This window comes from Brevundimonas sp. EU05-FHT14B07 (assembly GCF_058790795.1).
The window spans coordinates 255,761-273,551 of record NZ_JBYTCZ010000004.1 but is presented as its reverse complement, the minus strand read 5'-3'; the positions used below and the strand labels follow the sequence as shown (position 1 = coordinate 273,551).

Sequence of the window (17,791 nt, the reverse complement as noted above, 5' to 3'; positions counted from 1 at the left end):
TCTGCTCGGGTCTTGCAACGGGGCGGGGGCGAGCGCATCTCCCGCCCATGTTCATCCAGACCGAACCCACGCCCAATCCCAACGTGCTGAAGTTCCTGCCCGGCCGCGACGTGTCGCCGACCGCCGCGCTGGAATACCGCACCATCGACGAGGCGACGGCCTCTCCGCTGGCTGAGGCCTTGTTCGAGTTGGAAGGCGTCGACGGCGTCTTCTTCGGCGCGGACTATGTTTCGGTCACCCGCCAGCCGCAGGGTCCGGAGTGGTCCGAGATGAAGGCGCCGATCCTGGGCGTCGTCATGGATCACTTCGTCTCGGGTCAGGCGCTGACGCGCGGCGCCGGCGGCGAAACCGACGGCCATGCCGAGGACGACAGCGAGATCGTCGCCGAGATCAAGGCCCTGCTGGACAGCCGCATTCGCCCCGCCGTGGCCCAGGACGGCGGCGACATCCTGTTCGATTCCTTTGACGAGGCGACCGGCGTTCTGAACCTGCGGATGCGCGGCGCCTGCGCCGGCTGTCCGTCGTCGTCGGCGACCTTGAAGGCCGGGGTCGAGCAGATGATGCGCCACTATGTGCCCGAGGTGACGCGGGTCGAGCAGACCCTCTGATCCGGACGCGGTGGCGGTTCTGCAACGCGCCGCCTAGAAGACGCCCATGAGACTTCTGGTGATCGATACGGCGCTCGGCGCCTGCACGGCGGCGGTGTTCGAGGACGATCGCGCGCTCGCCGTGCGCTTTGAGCCGATGACCAAGGGACATCAGGAACGGATCGGCGGCTTGGTGCGCGACGTCATGGTTGAGGCGGGCGGTGGTTTCGACAGCCTGGACCGGATCGGCGTCACGGTTGGACCGGGCTCGTTCACCGGTCTGCGCGTCGGTCTGGCCTTTGCTCAGGGTCTGGGCGCGGCGCTGGATCGGCCGGTCGTCGGTCTGTCGGCGCTGGACGCGCTCGCCGCCTCGCTCACCAATCAAGACGGCCCCATCGCGGCCCTGATCGATGCGCGGCGCGGTCAGATCTATGCGCGCCTCTTCGCCGACGGTGGGCCGCTTGGCCCCGATGAAGCGTTGTCGCTGGAAGAGGCTGGGCGGCGGATCGCCGACATCGGACCGGGCGTCGCCCTAGTCGGCAATGGCGCGGCGGTCGTGACCCAGGCCTTCCCCGATCTGCCCTTCGCCCATCTGGACGACCGGGTCGCGCCGTCGCCGGAGGCGCTGGCGCGCCTGGCCGCCGCCGCCGATCCGGCGACCCATCCGCCCCGTCCGCTCTATCTGCGCGCGCCCGACGCCACGCCGCCCAGCCGCCTGCCGGGCCAGCCGCGCCAGCCTGCGTTATGACGGCGGCGGACCCCGCCTCACTCGCCGCCCTGCACGCCCAGGCCTTTGCCGCGCCGTGGAGCGCCGACACCTTCGCCGATCTGCTGTCGCAACAGGGCGTGTTGGCGGTCAGCGAGCCCGACGGCTTCACCCTGATCCGGACCGTCGTCGACGAGGCGGAAATCCTGACCCTGGCCGTGGTCCCGTCCGCGCGCCGCCACGGACTGGGGCGACGTCTGGTCGAGGCGGCGGCCGTCGCTGCAGTCCAGGCCGGCGCGACGCGGCTGTTTCTGGAGGTCGCCGACGACAATATCGCCGCGCGCGGCCTGTATGAAGGTGCCGGGTTCGATCCGATCGGTCGCCGCAAAGCCTATTATGCGGGCGCCGACGGATCGCGGACCGATGCGCTGGTGATGAGCCGCGACCTCTGTGCGCCTCACGCCAACCTGACGCTTCCCTGATGCGATCCAAGCCCCTATTCTAGGCGCATGGACCGGATCGAAAAACTCTGCGCCGAGCGCGGCATGCGTATGACCGAACAGCGCCGGGTGATCGCCCGGGTGCTGTCCAACGCCGCGGACCACCCGGATGTGGAAGAGCTGTATCGCCGCGCCTCGGCCATCGATCCGCACATCTCCATCGCCACCGTCTATCGCACCGTGCGCCTGTTCGAAGAGGCGGGCGTGGTCGAGAAGCATGATTTCGGCGACGGCCGCAGCCGCTATGAAGAGGCCGGCGACGATCACCACGACCACCTGATCGACACCAAGTCGGGCGAGGTGATCGAATTCTTCGACGCCGAGATCGAGCGGCTGAAGAACGAGATCGCGGAACGGCTGGGCTTCCAGCTGATCGGCCACAAGCTGGAGCTCTACGGCGTTGCGATCGAGGGCGCCGAGCCGTCCAAGCGCGAAGGCCTGATCTTCACCCGCCATGCGGCGCGGGTCGATCCCGCCGATGTGGATGCGGGCTGACGCTCGGCTTGTCGCGGCGCTTGCGGGCGATCATAAGCCCACGATGACCGAGACCCTGGTTCCTCAAGTCGAGACGGCGCCCGAAAAGCGTCTGTTCATCAAGACCTACGGCTGTCAGATGAACGTCTATGACTCCGAGCGCATGGCCGATGTGCTGCGCCCGCTGGGCTATGGCGTCACCGACGACGTGAAGGCCGCCGACTTCGTCATCCTGAACACCTGCCACATCCGCGAGAAGGCGGCTGAGAAGATCTATTCCGAGCTCGGCAAGCTGCGCGAGATGCGCGATATCCGGCGCGAGACCGGCGGGGACCTGACCATCGCCGTCGCCGGCTGCGTCGCCCAGGCCGAGGGCGAGGAGATCATGCGTCGCCAGCCGGCCGTCGACATCGTCGTCGGCCCTCAGGCCTATCACCAGTTGCCCGAGCTTCTGACCCGCACGGCGCGGGCGCGGGGCGAGCGGATCGGCGCGGACTTCGCTCCTGACGACAAGTTCGACGCCCTGCCTGCAGCCCGCTTCACCGAGGGGCCGACCGCCTTCCTGACGGTGCAGGAGGGTTGCGACAAGTTCTGCACCTTCTGCGTCGTGCCCTACACACGCGGCGCCGAATGGTCGCGGCCGATGGCGGCAGTGCTGGAAGAGGCGAGACAACTGGCGGATCGGGGCGTGCGCGAGGTCACCCTGCTGGGCCAGAACGTCAACGCCTATGACGGCGAGCGGCCGGACGGGCGCAAGGCGACCCTGGCCGAACTGGCCTATGCCCTGGCCGAGATCCCCGGCCTGGACCGCATCCGCTATACGACCAGCCACCCCAACGACATGGCCGATGAGTTGATCGCCGCGCATGGCGATCTGGACGCCTTGATGCCCTATCTGCATCTGCCGGTTCAGGCGGGGTCGGATCGCATTTTGCGGGCAATGAACCGCAAGCACGGGCGTCAGAAATATTTCGACCTGATCGACCGAATCCGCGCTGCACGGCCCGATATCGCCATCGCGGGCGATTTCATCGTCGGCTTCCCGGGTGAGACGGATCGGGAGTTCGAGGACACGCTGGATCTGGTGCGGCGCGTGAACTACGCGGGGGCGTTCGCCTTCGCCTATTCGCCGCGACCGGGCACGCCGGCGGCGGGCATGGGTAAACAGGTCGAGCCGGAGGTCATCAAGGATCGACTGCATCGCCTGATCGCCCTGCTGACGGAACAGCAGACCGCCTTCAATGCGGCTCAGGCCGGCCGGACGCTGAACGTCCTGTTCGACAAGCCGGGACGGCACGGCCACCGTCGCCAAGCGATCGGTCGATCCCCATATCTTCAATCGGTCCATGTCGATAACGCGGATCATCTGATCGGGCAGATCGTTCCGGTCGAGATCATCGCCGGCCAGCAGAACAGTCTGTCGGGCCGGCTAGCCCCCAACGGGCTGATGCAGCCGAGCCACGCGGGTTCGACGGCAGCCCAAGAAGAAAAGGCCGCTTGATGGCGCGTGAGTCTGAATTCGTCCCCTTGAACGATGCCGAACTGCGGGCGGTCATCGGGCCGAACAGTCGCCACGTCGCCCTGATCGAAGACGCCTTCAAGGTGCTGGTCGAGGCCCCGGGCGGCGGGGTTTCAGTCAACGGGGGCGCACGCGACCGCACGGACGCCCGCCAGGTGATCGAGGATCTGGCCAAGCGCGCGGCCCTGGGCGCCGAAGTCACCGAGGCCGACGTCCGCGCCTCTCTGGGCCAAGCGCGCGGCGGTCGCGGCACGCCGGGCATGGCGGCGGCGGGCGTGTCGCTGCCGGGCGGCAAGCGCGGCGCCATCGTGCCCAAGACCAAGGCGCAGGCCGCCTATCTGGACATGCTGGGCCGATGCGAACTGAGCTTCGGCGTTGGCCCGGCGGGCACCGGCAAGACCTTTTTAGCGGCGGCCTATGGCGCATCGCTGCTACGGCGGGGGCAGGTGGACCGGCTGGTCATCACTCGCCCGGCGGTCGAGGCGGGCGAGAAGCTGGGCTTCCTGCCCGGCGACCTGAACGAAAAGGTCGATCCCTATCTGGCCCCGATCTGGGAGGCGCTGAACGACATTCTGGGCGCCGAGGACGTGCAGCGTCGCCGCGACAAGGGCGAGATCGAAGCCGCCCCGATCGCCTTCATGCGCGGACGCACGCTCAGCCACGCCTTCGTCATCGTCGATGAAGCCCAGAACACCAGCCGCCTGCAGATGAAGATGGTGCTGACGCGCCTGGGCGAGGGGGCGCGGATGGTGGTGACGGGCGATCCGTCGCAGATCGACCTGCTGAACCCACGCGATTCCGGCCTGGCCCACGCCCTGCGGATCCTGGACGGGGTTCAGGGCGTCGGCATCCTGAAGTTCGAGGCTTCCGACGTGGTGCGTCACGCCATGGTCGAGCGGATCGTGCGCGCCTATGACGCCGACGCCGCGAGCGGACGCCCCGCCCCGGACCTCGAAGACCCCGCATGATCGAGATTGAAGTCGAGGCGGAGGCCTGGACCGTCGCCCTGCCGGACGCCGAGGCCGTCGTCGAACGCGCGGCACAGGCCGCGCTGGGGACCGTGAAGGGCGATATCGTCGTCCTGCTGACTGACGACGCCGCCGTGCGCGAGCTGAACGGCCGGTTTCGCGACAAGGACAGGCCGACCAATGTCCTGTCCTTCCCTGCGCCGGAGAACGCCTTTCCGCATCTGGGCGACATCGTTCTGGCTTTCGGCGTCTGCGCGACCGAGGCCGAGGCGCAGGGCAAGACCCTGCCCGATCATCTGAGCCATCTGGTCGTCCACGGCGTGCTGCACCTCTTGGGCCGCGACCACGAAGACGACGCCGAGGCCAAGGAGATGGAGGCCGAGGAGCGCGAAATCCTGGCCCAGATCGGCGTCGCCGACCCCTATCTCGCCGAGCAGGACTGACCCGATGTTCCCCGACGCCCTGCTGGACCGTTTCGCGGCCCCGATCCGCGCCCTGCCCGACAGGAAGCGCGCCCTGACGTGGCGGTTGATCCGCATCGTTCTGGCGCTGCTGGCCGGCGCCGGGACGGCCTTCGCTCATCCGCCGTTCGGAGTGTTGATCGGTCTTCTGGGTTATCCGCTGCTGATGATCCTGTCGGAGCGGTCCGACACGGTGCGCGGCGCCTTCTGGATGGGGTGGCTGGCGGGGTTCGCCTATTTCTTCGTCGGGTGCTGGTGGGTGGCCGAGGCGTTCTTCGTCAATCCCGAACAGGCGTGGATGGCGCCGTTCGCGGCCAGCCTGCTGCCGGCGGGCCTGGGGCTGTTCTGGGGGACGGCCTGCGCCCTCTATCGCCGGTTCGCGCCGCTGGGCGCCGTGCGGGTGCTGTTGTTCGCCGCCCTGTTCTGCGCCGCCGAATGGTTGCGCGGTCACGTGCTGACCGGCTTTCCGTGGAATCCGGCCGGCGCGACCTGGCGCGCGGGCGGCGGCATGTCCCAGTTCGCCTCGGTCGTCGGCGTCTATGGGTTAAGCCTGGTCACGGTCGCGGCGACGGCGGCTTTCGCGCCTTTGATCGGGCCTGGCGACAGGCGGAGCCGGTTGATCTCGGCGGGCTTGGGCGCCCTGGCCCTGATCACCGTCGGCGGCTTCGGCGCCGTCAGATTGGCGCAGTCGGATCTTCAGTTCACAGACACAGTCGTGCGCCTGGTTCAGGCTGATGTGAAGCAGGAAACCAAATGGTCGCCCGAGGCCTATCGCTCCATCGTCGATCGCTATGTCGCCCTGACGGGTCAGGCGGCGGCGCGGACGCCCAACGTCGTGGTCTGGCCTGAAGGCGCCCTGCCCGCCTCGGCCAACGACGTTTTCGCCTCAGCCGACGCCCAGGCCATCGCGGGCGCCCTGCGTCCCGGACAGACCTTGCTGATGGGCCTGGCGCGCGGCGAGCCGGACCTGACCGCGCCCGAGGGCGCGCGCTATTACAACAGCCTGTTCGCCCTGGCCGACGAGGGCGGGGCGGGCCTGAGGGTCGCCGCCGTCTATGACAAGCACCGGCTGGTGCCGTTCGGCGAATACCTGCCCTTGGGGTCGATCATGACCTCCATCGGCCTGCGCAGCCTGGTGCATATGCCCAGTGACTTTTCCGCCGGGCCGACACCGGCGCCGATTTCGGTTCCGGGGGCCCCGCCGGTGCAGGTGCTGATCTGCTACGAGAGCCTGTATCCCGGCTTCACCCCGGGCGCAGCCGGGCGGCCCGAGTGGATCGTCAATGCGTCCAACGACGCCTGGTTTGGCGCGACCTCGGGCCCGCGCCAGCACCTGAACCTGGCCAGCTATCGCGCCATAGAGACCGGCCTGCCCATCGCGCGGGCCACCCCGACCGGCATTTCGGCCATGATCGACCCGTGGGGCCGGATCGTCGAGGGCCAACGGCTGGAGCCGGGCGTCATGGGCGTCATCGACGCCCCCCTGCCCCGTCCGACGGGCGTAACGCCCTACGGTCGATTTGGCGATTTCCTGTTCTTTTTCTCAGTGCTAACAGCGTTCATCCTGTCCTTGTGGCCGTCGATCCGGCGATCTAGGGTCCAGGGGAATCAAGCAGCGATCTAGGTGAAGGGTGACGGCGATGGCGCGTGAAAAGGACGAGGATCCGCATCCCGTCGATCGCCATGTCGGCCGTCGCGTTCAGGAAAAGCGTCTCGACCTTGGCCTGACCCAGACCGCCCTCGCCAAAGCCGTCGGCGTCAGCTTCCAGCAGGTGCAAAAGTACGAGAAGGGCACGAACCGCGTCTCGGCCTCGAAACTGTTCGAAATGGCCGAGTTCATGAAGGTCGGCATCCCCTTCTTCTTCGACGGCTACAGCAGCGCGACGGTCGGCGTCGCCGAAGAGGCGCCCGCCTTCGACCACGAGCATCGTCCGACCAAGACCAGCGTTGAGATCACCCGCCTGGCGCCGCGCCTGCCCGCGCGCAAGCAGAAGCTGATCCTGGACATGATGCGGGATATGCTGGGCGACGACGACGCCCAGAACTGAGATCTAACCGACCGCGACGATCTCGGCCGACTGACCGGCCACCGTCACCTCGTCGCCGACCCTTTTGCCCATGACGGCGCGGGCGAGGGGCGAGACATGGCTGACCGAGCCTGCGGCCGGATCGGCCTCGTCTTCGCCGACGATGCGCCAGGTCTGGGCGCGCCCATCCTCGCGCTCGATGGAGACGGAACCCCCGAACCGCACAGCCCCATCGTCCTCGGTCGGCGCGATCAGTTGGGCCGAGGCGCGCCGTGCGGACCAGTAGCGGAGGTCCCGCGTCGCGCGCGCCATGGCGGTGCGGTCGCTCTCGATCGAGCCTTGCACCTGGGCGGCGGTATAGGCGGCGCGGGCCGAGGCCAGTTCGGCCTCGATCGCGGCCAGCCCCTCGGGCGTGACCAGATTGGGATGGGGCGAGATCGGGCGGTCCGCCAGGTCGGCGGCGGTGGCTTCCAGATCTTCTTCGCGGGTGAAGGCAACGCTCATGGTGGGGAACATAGCGATGACGACGCCTATAGCCAGCGCGGCCGCAAGCGCGCAAAGCCACGCCATGCAACAGTCGCCCAGTCTTACGACCTCCCGCACCGTCCATGTGATCGGCGCCGGGCCCGCCGGATTGATGGCGGCCGAACGGCTGGCGCAGGCGGGGACAACGGTCGTGGTGCACGACCGGATGCCGTCCGTGGCCCGCAAGCTGCTGATGGCCGGGCGCGGCGGGCTGAACCTGACCCATTCGGAACCGCTGGACCGGTTTATGACGCGCTATGGTCCCGCCCAGCCGACGGCCGCCGCCTGGATCGACCGGTTCACGCCTGCCGACCTGACCGCCTGGGTCGAGGCCCTCGGGCAGGAAACCTTCGTCGGCTCAAGCGGGCGGGTGTTTCCGAAGGCCATGAAGGCGTCGCCCCTGGTGCGGGCCTGGCTCGCGCGGCTAGAAGCGCAGGGCGTGCAGATCCGCACGCGCTCGCGCTGGACCGGTTGGCGCGACGGCGCGCTGACGTTCGAGACGCCGGAGGGCGAGCGGCTGGAACGGCCCGACGCCGTGGTCCTGGCTTTGGGCGGCGCCAGCTGGCCGCGCCTGGGTTCGGACGGGACCTGGACGCCGTGGCTGGAAGCGCAGGGCGCCGCCGTGTCGCCGTTCCGGCCGGCCAATGTCGGCTTCAACGTCGCCTGGTCGGCGCTGTTCCGTGATCGGTTCGCGGGCCAGCCGCTGAAAGGCGTCTCTGTCACCCATGGCGAGCGGACGGCGCGGGGCGAGGCGATGATCGCCCGCTACGGCATCGAGGGCGGCGCCATCTATGCGCTGTCCACCGCGCTGAGGACGACGGTCGAGACGGAGGGGCGCGCCGAGATCCAGATCGACCTGAAGCCGGATGTGGCGGTCGGAAAACTGACCGACCGTCTGTCGAAGCCGCGCGGCAAAGCCAGCCTGTCGAACCATCTGCGCAAGCTGGTCGGGTTGGAGTCGGCCGCCGTCGCCCTGCTGTATGAGGCCGGTCCCCTGCCCGCCTCGCCTCGGGCCTTGGCCGAGCGGATCAAGGCCATGCCGCTGACCCTGACCGGCGTTCAGGGACTGGAACGGGCGATTTCCTCAGCGGGCGGCGTCATACTGGACGGCATGGACGAACGGCTGATGCTGGTCGCGCGACCGGGCGTCTTCGTCGCGGGCGAGATGCTGGATTGGGAGGCGCCGACCGGCGGCTATCTGCTTCAGGCCAGCTTCGCCTCCGGCGTCGTCGCGGCCCGGGGCGTCATCGACTGGCTCGACAGCCGGGACTGAGAAAGGCAGGGTCGCGCGGTTCGATCAGGAGTATCCGATGCGCCACGCCTTCCCCGCCGTTTCCATCCTGGCCCTGATGATGGCCTGCTCTCCGGCCCTGGCGCAGGAGACGGCGCCGAACATCGACGCCGCGCGGATGAATGAGTCGGTTCGGGTTCTGGCGTCGGACGATTTCGAAGGCCGCGCCCCCGCCTCGGCCGGCGAGGAAAAGACCGTCGCCTGGCTCGTCGAACAGTTCAAGGCCGCGGGGGCCGAGGGCGGCGGGCCGGACGGCGCCTTCGTCCAGGTCGCCCATCTGTCACGCACGCGCCAGGACGGTCCGGCGACCGTCGCCGCGACCGTCGGCGGCAAGACCATCAGCCTGGAGCGCGGTCCCGACGTTCTGATGTCCAGCGACCGTCCGACCAACCACATCGCGGTGACCGCCGCGCCCGTGGTCTTCGTCGGCTACGGCGCCACGGCGCCCGAGCGCCAGTGGGACGATTTCAAGGACGTGGACGTGCGCGGCAAGGTCATCGTCGTCCTGGTCAACGATCCCGACTTCCAGGCGCCCGACGGCGATCCGGTCGCGGGCAAGTTCGACGGAAACGCCATGACCTTCTATGGCCGCTGGACCTACAAGTTCCAGGAGGCGGGTCGTCGCGGCGCGGCGGGCGTGCTGGTGGTGCATGAGACGGCCGGCGCCGGCTATCCCTGGTCGACGCTGCAGAACTCATCGGCCGCGCCCAAGTTCGACATCGTGCGCGCGAACCCCGACGCCGAGCGCGCGCCGTTCCAGGGCTGGATCCAGCGCGCCAAGGCGGAAGAGCTGTTCACCGCCGCCGGCCTGGACTTCGCCGCGCTGAAGGACAGCGCGCGCCGCGCCGACTTCAAGCCCGTCATCCTGCCCGGCCTGACGATGAGCGTCGATTTCGGCCAGATCGCCGACAAGGTGGAGACGAAGAACGTCATCGCCCGCATCCCCGGCGCCGAACACCCTGACGAGACCGTGATGTACGGCGCCCACTGGGACGGCTACGGCGTCGGCACGCCGAACGCCCAGGGCGACAAGATCTATAATGCGGCGGTGGACAATGCGACCGGCGTCGCCGCCCTGCTGGAACTGACCCACGCCTTCGCCGACGGTCCGCGCTCCAAACGATCGGTCGTCTTCGCCGCCTGGTCGGGCGAGGAGGCGGGCCTGCTGGGCTCGACCTATTACGCCGCCAATCCGGTCTGGCCGCTGGAGACCACGGTCGCCAACATCAACGTCGACAGCCTGCTACCGGGGACCGAGATCGACCCGAACGTCGTCGTCATCGGCAAGGGCAAGAACCAGCTGGACGAGATTCTGGCGCGCCACGCGACCGAAACGGGCCGCACCCTGATCGCCGATCCGGCGCCCCAGGCCGGGGCCTTCTATCGTTCGGACCATTTCCCGCTGGCGCTGAAGGGCGTGCCGGCCCTGTTCCCGGCGGCGGGCTTCACCGGCGCCAGCGCGGCCAGCCGCGACTATGTCCAGAACCGCTATCATCAGCCCACGGACGAATGGGATTCGACCTGGACGATGGACGCCGCCGCCGCCGATGTGGCCCTGATCTATGCCGTCGGTCGCGAGTTGGCGGACGGGGATCAGTGGCCGGAATGGAACGCGGGCGCCGAGTTCGGCCCGGCGCGGGATGCCTCGAAGGCCTCGCGGCGCTAGATTTCCAGCTGAAGCTCGGGCGCGGCGGCGGTGGTCGCGGCACCCAGCGGCAGATGCAGGATGAAGGCGGCGCCCTTGCCCGGCTCGCTTTCGACCTCGGCCCAGCCGCCGTGCAGTTCGACCAGGGCCTTGACCAAGGCCAGTCCCACGCCGGGACCGCCGCGCTCGCGCCGCACGAAGCGGTCGAAGACGTGGGCCTGCAGATGATAGGGAATGCCGCGCCCGGTGTCGGACACCGTCAGGCGGATTTCGGACGGGCCGGCCTCGGCCTTCAGCTCCACCGCCCCGCCTTCGGACACGGCGCGCGCCGCATTCTCCAGCAGATGATCCAGCGCCTGGCCGATGCGGTGTTCGTCGGCGCGGATGGGTTTGAGATCGGCAGGACAGGAAACGGTGAGTGTGGCGCCGCGTCCCTCTACCCGCGCCCGGACCTTTTCGGCGGCCTGGCTCAGCAGGTCGCAGACCCGCAGATCGCCCAGCGACAGCTCCATCTCGCCGGCGTCGATCTGGGCCATGTCCAACACGTCGTCGATGGAGCGGGCCAGTTGGCTGGCGGCGATGCGGATGGCGCCCGCGTGCTGGCGGCTGCGCTCGGGCAGGTCGCCCATCGTCTCCAGCAGTTCGGAATAGCCGACGATGGTCGTCAGCGGCGTGCGCAGCTCATAGGAGACGCTGCCCACGAACTCGCGCTTCAGCGCCTGGCTTTCGGCCAGGGCTTGTTCGCGCTGCACCAATGCCTGCTCCAGCCCGCGTCGCGCGGTCACGTCCGAGAAGGCGACCAGGGTCGCGCCGTCCGGCAGGGGGCGGGTCTGCCAGGCGGCGACGCGACCGTCCACGGTCCGGCCCTCGCCGGAAATGGCGACGCGGCTTTCGGGATCGGGATCGGCGACGCGCGCCTTCAGCCCCAGCCACAGGGCGGGATCGGGCAGCACGGCTTTGCACAGTTCGGCCAGGGCGTCGAAGTCCGAGGCCGTCGCGATCTTGTCCGCCGACAGGTTCCAGAAGGTCTCAAACGCCTCATTGTGCAGCCGCAGTCGCCCATCCGAACCGAACACCGCGACCGCGTCGTTCAGCTTGTCCAGCGTCGCGCGCTGGACCTGTATCTGGGCGTTGAAGCGGCTGCGCAGCTTCAGCTCGTCGGTGATGTCCGAGAAGATCAGCAGAATGCCGCCCAGCGGGTGCGGCTGGCGCACGACGCGCAGGGTGCGCCCGTCCGGCAGAGACCAGCTGTCGTCCGGCGAGGCCTCCGACGCGCCATAGAATTCCAGCTCACGTGCCTTCCAGCCGGCGTAATCGACGACCTCGGGCAGGCTGCGACGCTGGCGCAGGCGATCCAGCAGCTCGGCATGGGTCGGACGTTCGTCCAGCCAGGCCGCGTCGATGTCGAACAGGGTCTGGAAGGCGGTGTTGTGGAAGGCCAGCCGCTTCTGCGGGCCGAAGATGGCCACGGCGTCGGCCAGGTGGTTCAGCGTCTCGTCATGGGCGTCGACGTGGCGGCGCAGGGTGTCGCGCGTCTCTTCCGCCTCGGTCACCTCGATGGCGAAGGCGGTGACGGCGCCGCCGCCCGCTGGCTCGGCGATGATGCGCCAGGCGCGCCGCGCGCCCCCGCCGGTCGTCCAGCGGAAGCCCTCCTGTCGCACGCCCAGCCGCGCGGCCTCGGCGACCAGGGCGTCGGCGCCCCGGTCGAAGGACACGGCTTTTTCCACGGCGTCGTCGATGCTCTCGGCATTCGTCTCGTTCAGCCAGGCGCGGTTGGCCCAGGCCAGTTTTCCGGTCCCGTCCACGACCCAGGTCGGGGTGGGCGAGGCGTCGCCCAGCAGGGCCAGGCCGCTTTCGGTCGCATCCGCCCCGGTCAGGGTGAAGCGCGAGGCGGGCGACAGCCGCAGCCAGGCGGAACCGCCCGCAACCCGGCCCTCGATCCGCCAGGGCTCCACATCGTCCAGCGCGACCAGACCTTCGAACGCCTGACCTTCGTGAACCAGGCCGTCGATCAGGGCGCCGTGGGTGATGCGGAGCTTGTTCAGGACGGCGGCCCCGGCCTCGGCGTCTTCACCCGCCAGTCGCGCGATCAGTTCGGCCGAACCGATCGGCACACCGGCCGCCTGCCCGTCCGGCGTCAGGGCCAGGCTGACGTCGTCGAAGGCGCGCAGCATGGCGTCATGGCGGCTGAGGTCGGCCAGGGCCTCGACCCGCTCGCGCTCGGCGGCGACGGCGGTCTCATGCAACCGCCCACGCAGCAGCAAGGCCCAGGCGCTGACGGCCATGGCCAGTCCGGCTGCGCCCGCTGTGGCGACATAGGCGATGTCGGCCTCGGCCATTCGTGTCCCTGGAGAAGAGTCTCAGCCCCGATTCGCTAACCATACTCCAAGCGCGCGAAAAAGCGGCAGTCTCGTAATCGCGTCATCGCGCCCCGTTGCGGCAGAGCGTCGGGGCGGCGATATCGCGGGCATGACCGACCCGATCGCCCCCTCCCTCGACGACTTCGCCCGCCTGGCGCAAGAGGCGTTCGACGCCCTGCCCGGACCGTTCAAACAGGCGGCGGGCGAGGTGGTCATCCGCATCGACGACTTCGCCGACGAGGCGACGCTGGCGGAGATGGAGATTCAGGACCCTTTCGAGCTAACGGGCCTGTATCATGGTGTGGACATCGGCCGGCGCGACAGCCTGGGACCGGCGGCCGAGCCGTCGCGGGTCTTCCTCTATCGCCGCCCTATCCTGGATGAATGGTGCGAACGCGGCGACGTGGGGATCGGCGAACTTATCGCCCACGTCCTGATCCACGAGATCGGCCACCACCTCGGCCTGACCGATGACGACATCCACGCCATCGAGGACGACGCCGACTGAACCCGGCCTATTTCGCCGCCGGATAAGGCGTCGTCACTGCGCCGGAGATCATGCCGGGGATGGCCTCGCCCAGGCCCAGCAGGATGAACTGGATCGCCAGGGCGCACAGGATCAGGCCCAGCACCTTAACGATGATCGCCATGCCGACCTCGCCCAGCAGGCGGCTGAGCGACCCGGTCAGGGCGAAACAGACGAAGGAGACGGCGCAGGCCGCCGCGATCGCGACCAGCGAGCCCATGGTCCCAGCGTAGCCCAGCTTGGCCGCCTCCCCCGCCTGGATGATGACCGCCGAAATGGCGCCGGGGCCGATCATCAACGGAATGGCGAAGGGCACGACCAGACGCTGGAAACGCCTGCGGGCATAGCCGCGCACGTCCTTGGAATCGGCCAGCGCATCCTTGTCGGCGAACATGGCCAGGAAGTCGCCGCGCGCCATGTCCAGACCCAGGAACAGCAGCAATATGCCGCCCGCGATGCGAAACGCCGCCAGCGAAATGCCAAAGAACTGCAACAGGCCCAGGCCCGTGAACAGGAAGAAGGCCAGAAAGACGGCGGCGAAGGCGCAGATCAGGGCCGAGACCGAAATCCGCTGGCGCAAAGTCGCCCCGGCCGTCGCGGCGGCGAAGATCGGCAGATTGCCGATCGGGTCCAGCAGGGCGAACAGGGTCACGAACAGGTTGACACCCAAATCGACTGCGTTCATCGCCTGCCCTCGCCCTCAATCCATCACGCCGCCCTGCCGACGCGCCCTCGTGTCCGGCATAGCCGCTCAGCGCGAGTCCGTCGATGACCGATCCCCAAACCTCCTCCGATCGCGCGCCCGACGAGCGGATCATCTGCGCCCTGGATGTGCCGACGACGGCTGAGGCGGCCGCTCTGGCCGAGCGGATCGGCGATGCGATCGGCTTCTACAAGGTTGGACTGCAACTGTTCGCGGTCGACGGCATGGCGCTGGCGCGGGAACTGAAGGCGCAGGGGCGAAAAATCTTTCTGGACTGGAAGCTGCACGACATCGGCGCGACCGTGGAGAAGGCGACGGCCAATCTGGCGGGCGCCGACTGCGACCTGCTGACGGTCCATGCGCGGCCCCAGGTCATGGCGGCGGCGGCGCGCGGCGCGGCGGGCTCGAATATGAAGGTGCTGGGGGTTACGGTCCTGACCAGCCTGACGGCCGAGGACCTGTCCGCCGACGACCACAGCCTGTCGCCGGCCGATCTGGTCGAGCGGCGGGTGCGTCAGGCGCTGGAGGCCGGGATCGACGGCGTCGTCTCCAGCCCGCATGAGGCGGCGCGTGCTCGTGCTCTGGCGGACGAAGCGGGCCGGCCCGACTTCCTGATCGTCACGCCCGGCGTGCGACCCGTCGGCGCCGCGCTGGACGATCAGGCGCGGGCGGCGACGCCCGAGGCGGCGCTTCAGGCCGGCGCGACCCATCTGGTCATCGGTCGGCCGATCACGGCGTCGAGCGATCCACGCGCGGCGGCGCAACAGATCGCACAGCAGATCGCCCTGATCTGAGACAGACCAGGGCGACCGTTTCGTCTTCGGTTGTTCTCGCGCAAGGCGATCAGCCGCGCTCGCCTGGCTCCTGGGCGTAGCCGTGACGCGGCGGAGCGTGGGGCGCGGGCGCTTCGGGCGGCGGCAGGTCCCCGTAGTAGCCCGACGGCGGCGGCGGCGGAGGAGGCGGCGGGGTGGTGTTCACTTCCGGCGGCGCGACATAGACCTGGGCCGGGGCCACATTGACCGGCGCGGATTGCACATAGACCGGCGACTGATCGACATAGACCGGGCCGCCGACCTCGACCTGGGCGGGCGCGACATTGACCTGGGCCGGGGCGACCTGGATGTGTTGCGGACCGATGTTGACGGGCGCCGACTGCACATAGACCGGGGCCTGATCGACATAGACGGGCGGGCCGACATCGACCTGGGCCGGGGCCAGGTTGACCTGCGACGGAGCCACTTGGACGCGCTGCGGCCCGATGTTCACCGGCGGCGCCTGCACATAGATGGGCGGCTGTTCGATATAGGTGGGCGGTCCCATCTCGATCTGGGGCGGGGCAATGCTGACCTGCGAAGGCGCGACATAGATGCGCTGCGGCGCGATCTGGACGGGCGGCGCCTGGACATAGACCGGCGGCTGATCGACGTAGCTCTGCTCGTAACGCTGCTCATAGCGGTGTTCGTAGCGAACCGGCGGGCGGACGGGCGGACGGCAGTTGCAGTCGGCCGGACGGCCCGGATACGGACGCCAGCCGATATAGTCACGGCCGAAGCCATATACCGGATAGCCGACCGGCGCGCTGACCGGAGGACGACCGACCAGAACCGAGGTCGCGCTGACGCCGCCGACATAGCCGCCTCCGTAGTGGCCCTCCGAATAGCCGCCGCTTCCGACGTAGGTCGTGCCGCCGCCGACATAGCCGCGCTGGAAGCTGGACGAACTGGAATAGGACCGGGCGCTGCTCGCCGAATAGCTGGAGGCGCTCGCATAGGCGTTGGCGTTGGCATTGGCGTAGGCGCCGCCGTTCACGTTCACATTGACGTTGTGGTTGGCGTTGTAGTTGCCGCCGCCGTAGTGACCGCCGCCGCCGCATCCCCCGCCGCAGCCGCCGCCGGGATGGCCGCCGCCATAACCCCCGTGACCGGGACCACCGGCCAAAGCGGGCGCTGCGGAGAGCAGCAGAGCCGCCGACGCGGCGGTAAGTATCGACTGTATCGTCACGGGACAGACTCCTCTGAGTTGTCCCGACACTGGCAAGTCCGGCGCCTGTTTCTTAAGGCGTGGTTAACCTTTGCGCCCGTCGCAGCAGGCTCGGCGGGTCAGAAATCGACCGCCAGACCCTTCTTCTCCCAGTCGCCGAAGCGGGTCGGTTCGGGACCGGTCGGACCGCCGTATTCCGTGTCCGCCTGAACGGTCGTTTCCGCCGCGCGACGATCCGCCGCTTCCTGAAGCGCGCGCCGTGCGGCCTCGCTGAGCGGCCGTTCAGGCGTAGCGTGGGGCACGTCGGCGTTGAAGACAGGCGTCGCAACCGGCGTTTCGTCGGCGTCATTCGGCGCGAGGGTGGGATGTTCGGTCACAGGGCGGCTCCCTTGAGGCTTGATGCGCCTTCTCTCAAATAGAGGTTCAAGCCCGTGACGCCAGACGGATCGGGAATGGAACCGCGATGAACCATCTGAAGACCTTCATTCTGTTGGCGGCGATGACGGCCCTGTTCGCAGGGGTCGGCTATCTGATCGGCGGCGCGACCGGCATGGCGATCGCCCTGCTGTTCGCGGGCGGGATGAATCTGTTCAGCTACTGGAACGCCGACAAGATCGTGCTGAAGATGTATCGGGCCCAGCCGGTCGACGAGCAGCACCCCAACGCCGTGGTCCGCAACTATGTCGCCGACGTGCGTCAGATGGCCCGCGACGCCGGCCTGCCCCAGCCGCAGGTCGCCATCATCCCCAATGATCAGCCCAACGCCTTCGCCACGGGCCGAAACCCCGAAAACGCCGCCGTCTGCGCCACCACCGGCCTGCTGGACATGCTGACGCGCGAGGAGGTGCGCGGGGTGATGGCGCACGAGCTGGCCCATGTGAAGAACCGCGACACCCTGATCATGACGGTGACGGCGACCATCGCCGGCGCCATCGCCGCGCTCGCCAACTTCGCCCTGTTCTTCGGCGGCAACGATCGCGAGCGGCCGGGCGGCATCATCGGCACCATCGCCCTGATGCTGCTGGCGCCCATGGCCGCCGGTCTGGTGCAGATGGCCATCAGCCGGGGCCGCGAATATGAGGCCGACCGCGTCGGCGCCGAGATCGCCGGCGATCCCCAGGCTCTGGCTTCGGCCCTGCAGAAGATCGACGCCTACGCCCGGCGGATCACCAATCAGACGGCCGAGCGCAATCCAGCCTCCGGTCAGATGTTCATCATCAATCCGCTGGCGGGCCGTGGCGCGGACAATCTGTTCTCGACCCATCCGGCGACGGGAAACCGCGTCCGGGCCTTGATGGAGCTGGGCGCGAAGATGGGCATCCAGTCCCGCGCCCGAACGCCGGACCTGATCCAGCCGCGACCGGCCGCTGGTTTCACGACCACCGGCGTCCCGACTACCCCGACGGAGCCGCGCGGCCCCTGGGGGTGACGATGCGGGTGAACATGGGACTGATCGTCGCGGCCTGAACGCCGTTTGCGGTTTGCACTCCGCGACCGGATCACATCAGATGCGCCCCTG

General features: G+C 68.9%; 19 protein-coding genes. 14 read left to right on the top strand and 5 right to left on the bottom strand.

Annotated elements, in window-relative coordinates:
• The first annotated feature begins 47 nt into the window (after positions 1–47).
• Genes AC3WRC_RS11775 through AC3WRC_RS11735 form a run of 9 tightly spaced genes read left to right on the top strand, consistent with a single transcriptional unit; the run spans position 48 to position 7,263 of the window.
• A complete protein-coding gene (locus AC3WRC_RS11775) occupies positions 48–608 on the top strand; it encodes a NifU family protein (RefSeq protein WP_055808867.1) in 561 nt (186 codons plus the stop codon).
• A gap of 46 nt (positions 609–654) precedes the next feature.
• On the top strand, positions 655–1,335 hold the full coding sequence (tsaB, locus tag AC3WRC_RS11770) for a tRNA (adenosine(37)-N6)-threonylcarbamoyltransferase complex dimerization subunit type 1 TsaB (protein ID WP_492303981.1): 681 nt from the start codon (positions 655–657) through the stop codon (positions 1,333–1,335).
• On the top strand, positions 1,332–1,775 hold the full coding sequence (locus AC3WRC_RS11765; RefSeq protein WP_492303980.1) for a GNAT family N-acetyltransferase: 444 nt from the start codon (positions 1,332–1,334) through the stop codon (positions 1,773–1,775). The genes tsaB and AC3WRC_RS11765 overlap by 4 nt, the downstream gene beginning before the upstream one ends.
• A 27-nt stretch (positions 1,776–1,802) precedes the next feature.
• Positions 1,803–2,288, top strand: a complete 486-nt coding sequence (locus AC3WRC_RS11760; protein WP_017505496.1) for a Fur family transcriptional regulator — start codon at positions 1,803–1,805, stop codon at positions 2,286–2,288.
• Positions 2,289–2,331: 43 nt separating this feature from the next.
• Positions 2,332–3,768: a tRNA (N6-isopentenyl adenosine(37)-C2)-methylthiotransferase MiaB gene (gene miaB, locus AC3WRC_RS11755; RefSeq protein ID WP_492303979.1), complete on the top strand. Its 1,437-nt coding sequence runs from the start codon at positions 2,332–2,334 to the stop codon at positions 3,766–3,768.
• Complete coding sequence (locus tag AC3WRC_RS11750) at positions 3,768–4,754, top strand: PhoH family protein (protein ID WP_492303978.1); 987 nt, start codon at positions 3,768–3,770, stop codon at positions 4,752–4,754. Before miaB ends, AC3WRC_RS11750 begins: the two co-directional genes overlap by 1 nt.
• Positions 4,751–5,197 carry an rRNA maturation RNase YbeY gene (ybeY, locus tag AC3WRC_RS11745; protein WP_492303977.1) on the top strand — a complete coding sequence of 149 codons (447 nt, stop codon included), beginning with the start codon at positions 4,751–4,753 and terminating at the stop codon, positions 5,195–5,197. The genes AC3WRC_RS11750 and ybeY overlap by 4 nt, the downstream gene beginning before the upstream one ends.
• 4 nt (positions 5,198–5,201) lie before the next feature.
• A complete protein-coding gene (gene lnt, locus AC3WRC_RS11740) occupies positions 5,202–6,839 on the top strand; it encodes an apolipoprotein N-acyltransferase (protein ID WP_492303976.1) in 1,638 nt (545 codons plus the stop codon).
• Positions 6,840–6,855: 16 nt separating this feature from the next.
• Entirely contained in the window at positions 6,856–7,263 is a 408-nt protein-coding gene (locus AC3WRC_RS11735) for a helix-turn-helix domain-containing protein (protein ID WP_066625335.1), read from the top strand.
• Between the two features lie 3 nt (positions 7,264–7,266).
• Here the strand turns inward: AC3WRC_RS11735 and greA are convergent, their stop codons facing one another.
• Positions 7,267–7,746, bottom strand: coding sequence for a transcription elongation factor GreA (greA, locus tag AC3WRC_RS11730; RefSeq protein ID WP_026108478.1), 480 nt, complete (start codon positions 7,744–7,746; stop codon positions 7,267–7,269).
• A 64-nt stretch (positions 7,747–7,810) separates the two neighbouring features.
• On the opposite strand from greA, the gene AC3WRC_RS11725 reads away from it, so the two are divergent.
• The gene (locus tag AC3WRC_RS11725; protein WP_492304044.1) at positions 7,811–9,040 is read left to right on the top strand and encodes a BaiN/RdsA family NAD(P)/FAD-dependent oxidoreductase; all 1,230 of its coding nucleotides are present in this window, start codon (positions 7,811–7,813) and stop codon (positions 9,038–9,040) included.
• Between the two features lie 37 nt (positions 9,041–9,077).
• Positions 9,078–10,724 carry a M28 family metallopeptidase gene (locus tag AC3WRC_RS11720; RefSeq protein WP_492303975.1) on the top strand — a complete coding sequence of 549 codons (1,647 nt, stop codon included), beginning with the start codon at positions 9,078–9,080 and terminating at the stop codon, positions 10,722–10,724.
• Here AC3WRC_RS11720 and AC3WRC_RS11715 read toward each other — a convergent pair.
• Positions 10,721–13,042, bottom strand: a complete 2,322-nt coding sequence (locus AC3WRC_RS11715) for a sensor histidine kinase (RefSeq protein WP_492303974.1) — start codon at positions 13,040–13,042, stop codon at positions 10,721–10,723. The genes AC3WRC_RS11720 and AC3WRC_RS11715 overlap by 4 nt on opposite strands.
• Before the next feature lie 130 nt (positions 13,043–13,172).
• Between AC3WRC_RS11715 and AC3WRC_RS11710 the strand changes: the two genes are divergently transcribed.
• Positions 13,173–13,571, top strand: coding sequence for a metallopeptidase family protein (locus AC3WRC_RS11710; RefSeq protein ID WP_165114216.1), 399 nt, complete (start codon positions 13,173–13,175; stop codon positions 13,569–13,571).
• A gap of 7 nt (positions 13,572–13,578) precedes the next feature.
• Here the strand turns inward: AC3WRC_RS11710 and AC3WRC_RS11705 are convergent, their stop codons facing one another.
• Complete coding sequence (locus AC3WRC_RS11705) at positions 13,579–14,274, bottom strand: MarC family protein (RefSeq protein ID WP_066553965.1); 696 nt, start codon at positions 14,272–14,274, stop codon at positions 13,579–13,581.
• Between the two features lie 83 nt (positions 14,275–14,357).
• On the opposite strand from AC3WRC_RS11705, the gene pyrF reads away from it, so the two are divergent.
• Positions 14,358–15,086 (top strand): orotidine-5'-phosphate decarboxylase, encoded by a 729-nt coding sequence (pyrF, locus tag AC3WRC_RS11700; protein ID WP_492303973.1) that lies wholly within the window; start codon positions 14,358–14,360, stop codon positions 15,084–15,086.
• A gap of 49 nt (positions 15,087–15,135) precedes the next feature.
• Here the strand turns inward: pyrF and AC3WRC_RS11695 are convergent, their stop codons facing one another.
• Positions 15,136–16,293: a ribosomal eL19 family protein gene (locus AC3WRC_RS11695; RefSeq protein ID WP_492303972.1), complete on the bottom strand. Its 1,158-nt coding sequence runs from the start codon at positions 16,291–16,293 to the stop codon at positions 15,136–15,138.
• Between the two features lie 98 nt (positions 16,294–16,391).
• Positions 16,392–16,649: a DUF1674 domain-containing protein gene (locus AC3WRC_RS11690; RefSeq protein ID WP_066625320.1), complete on the bottom strand. Its 258-nt coding sequence runs from the start codon at positions 16,647–16,649 to the stop codon at positions 16,392–16,394.
• 86 nt (positions 16,650–16,735) lie between these two features.
• Here AC3WRC_RS11690 and htpX point away from each other — a divergent pair, with 86 nt between their 5' ends.
• Positions 16,736–17,701: a zinc metalloprotease HtpX gene (gene htpX / locus AC3WRC_RS11685; RefSeq protein WP_492303971.1), complete on the top strand. Its 966-nt coding sequence runs from the start codon at positions 16,736–16,738 to the stop codon at positions 17,699–17,701.
• Positions 17,702–17,791: the final 90 nt, after the last annotated feature.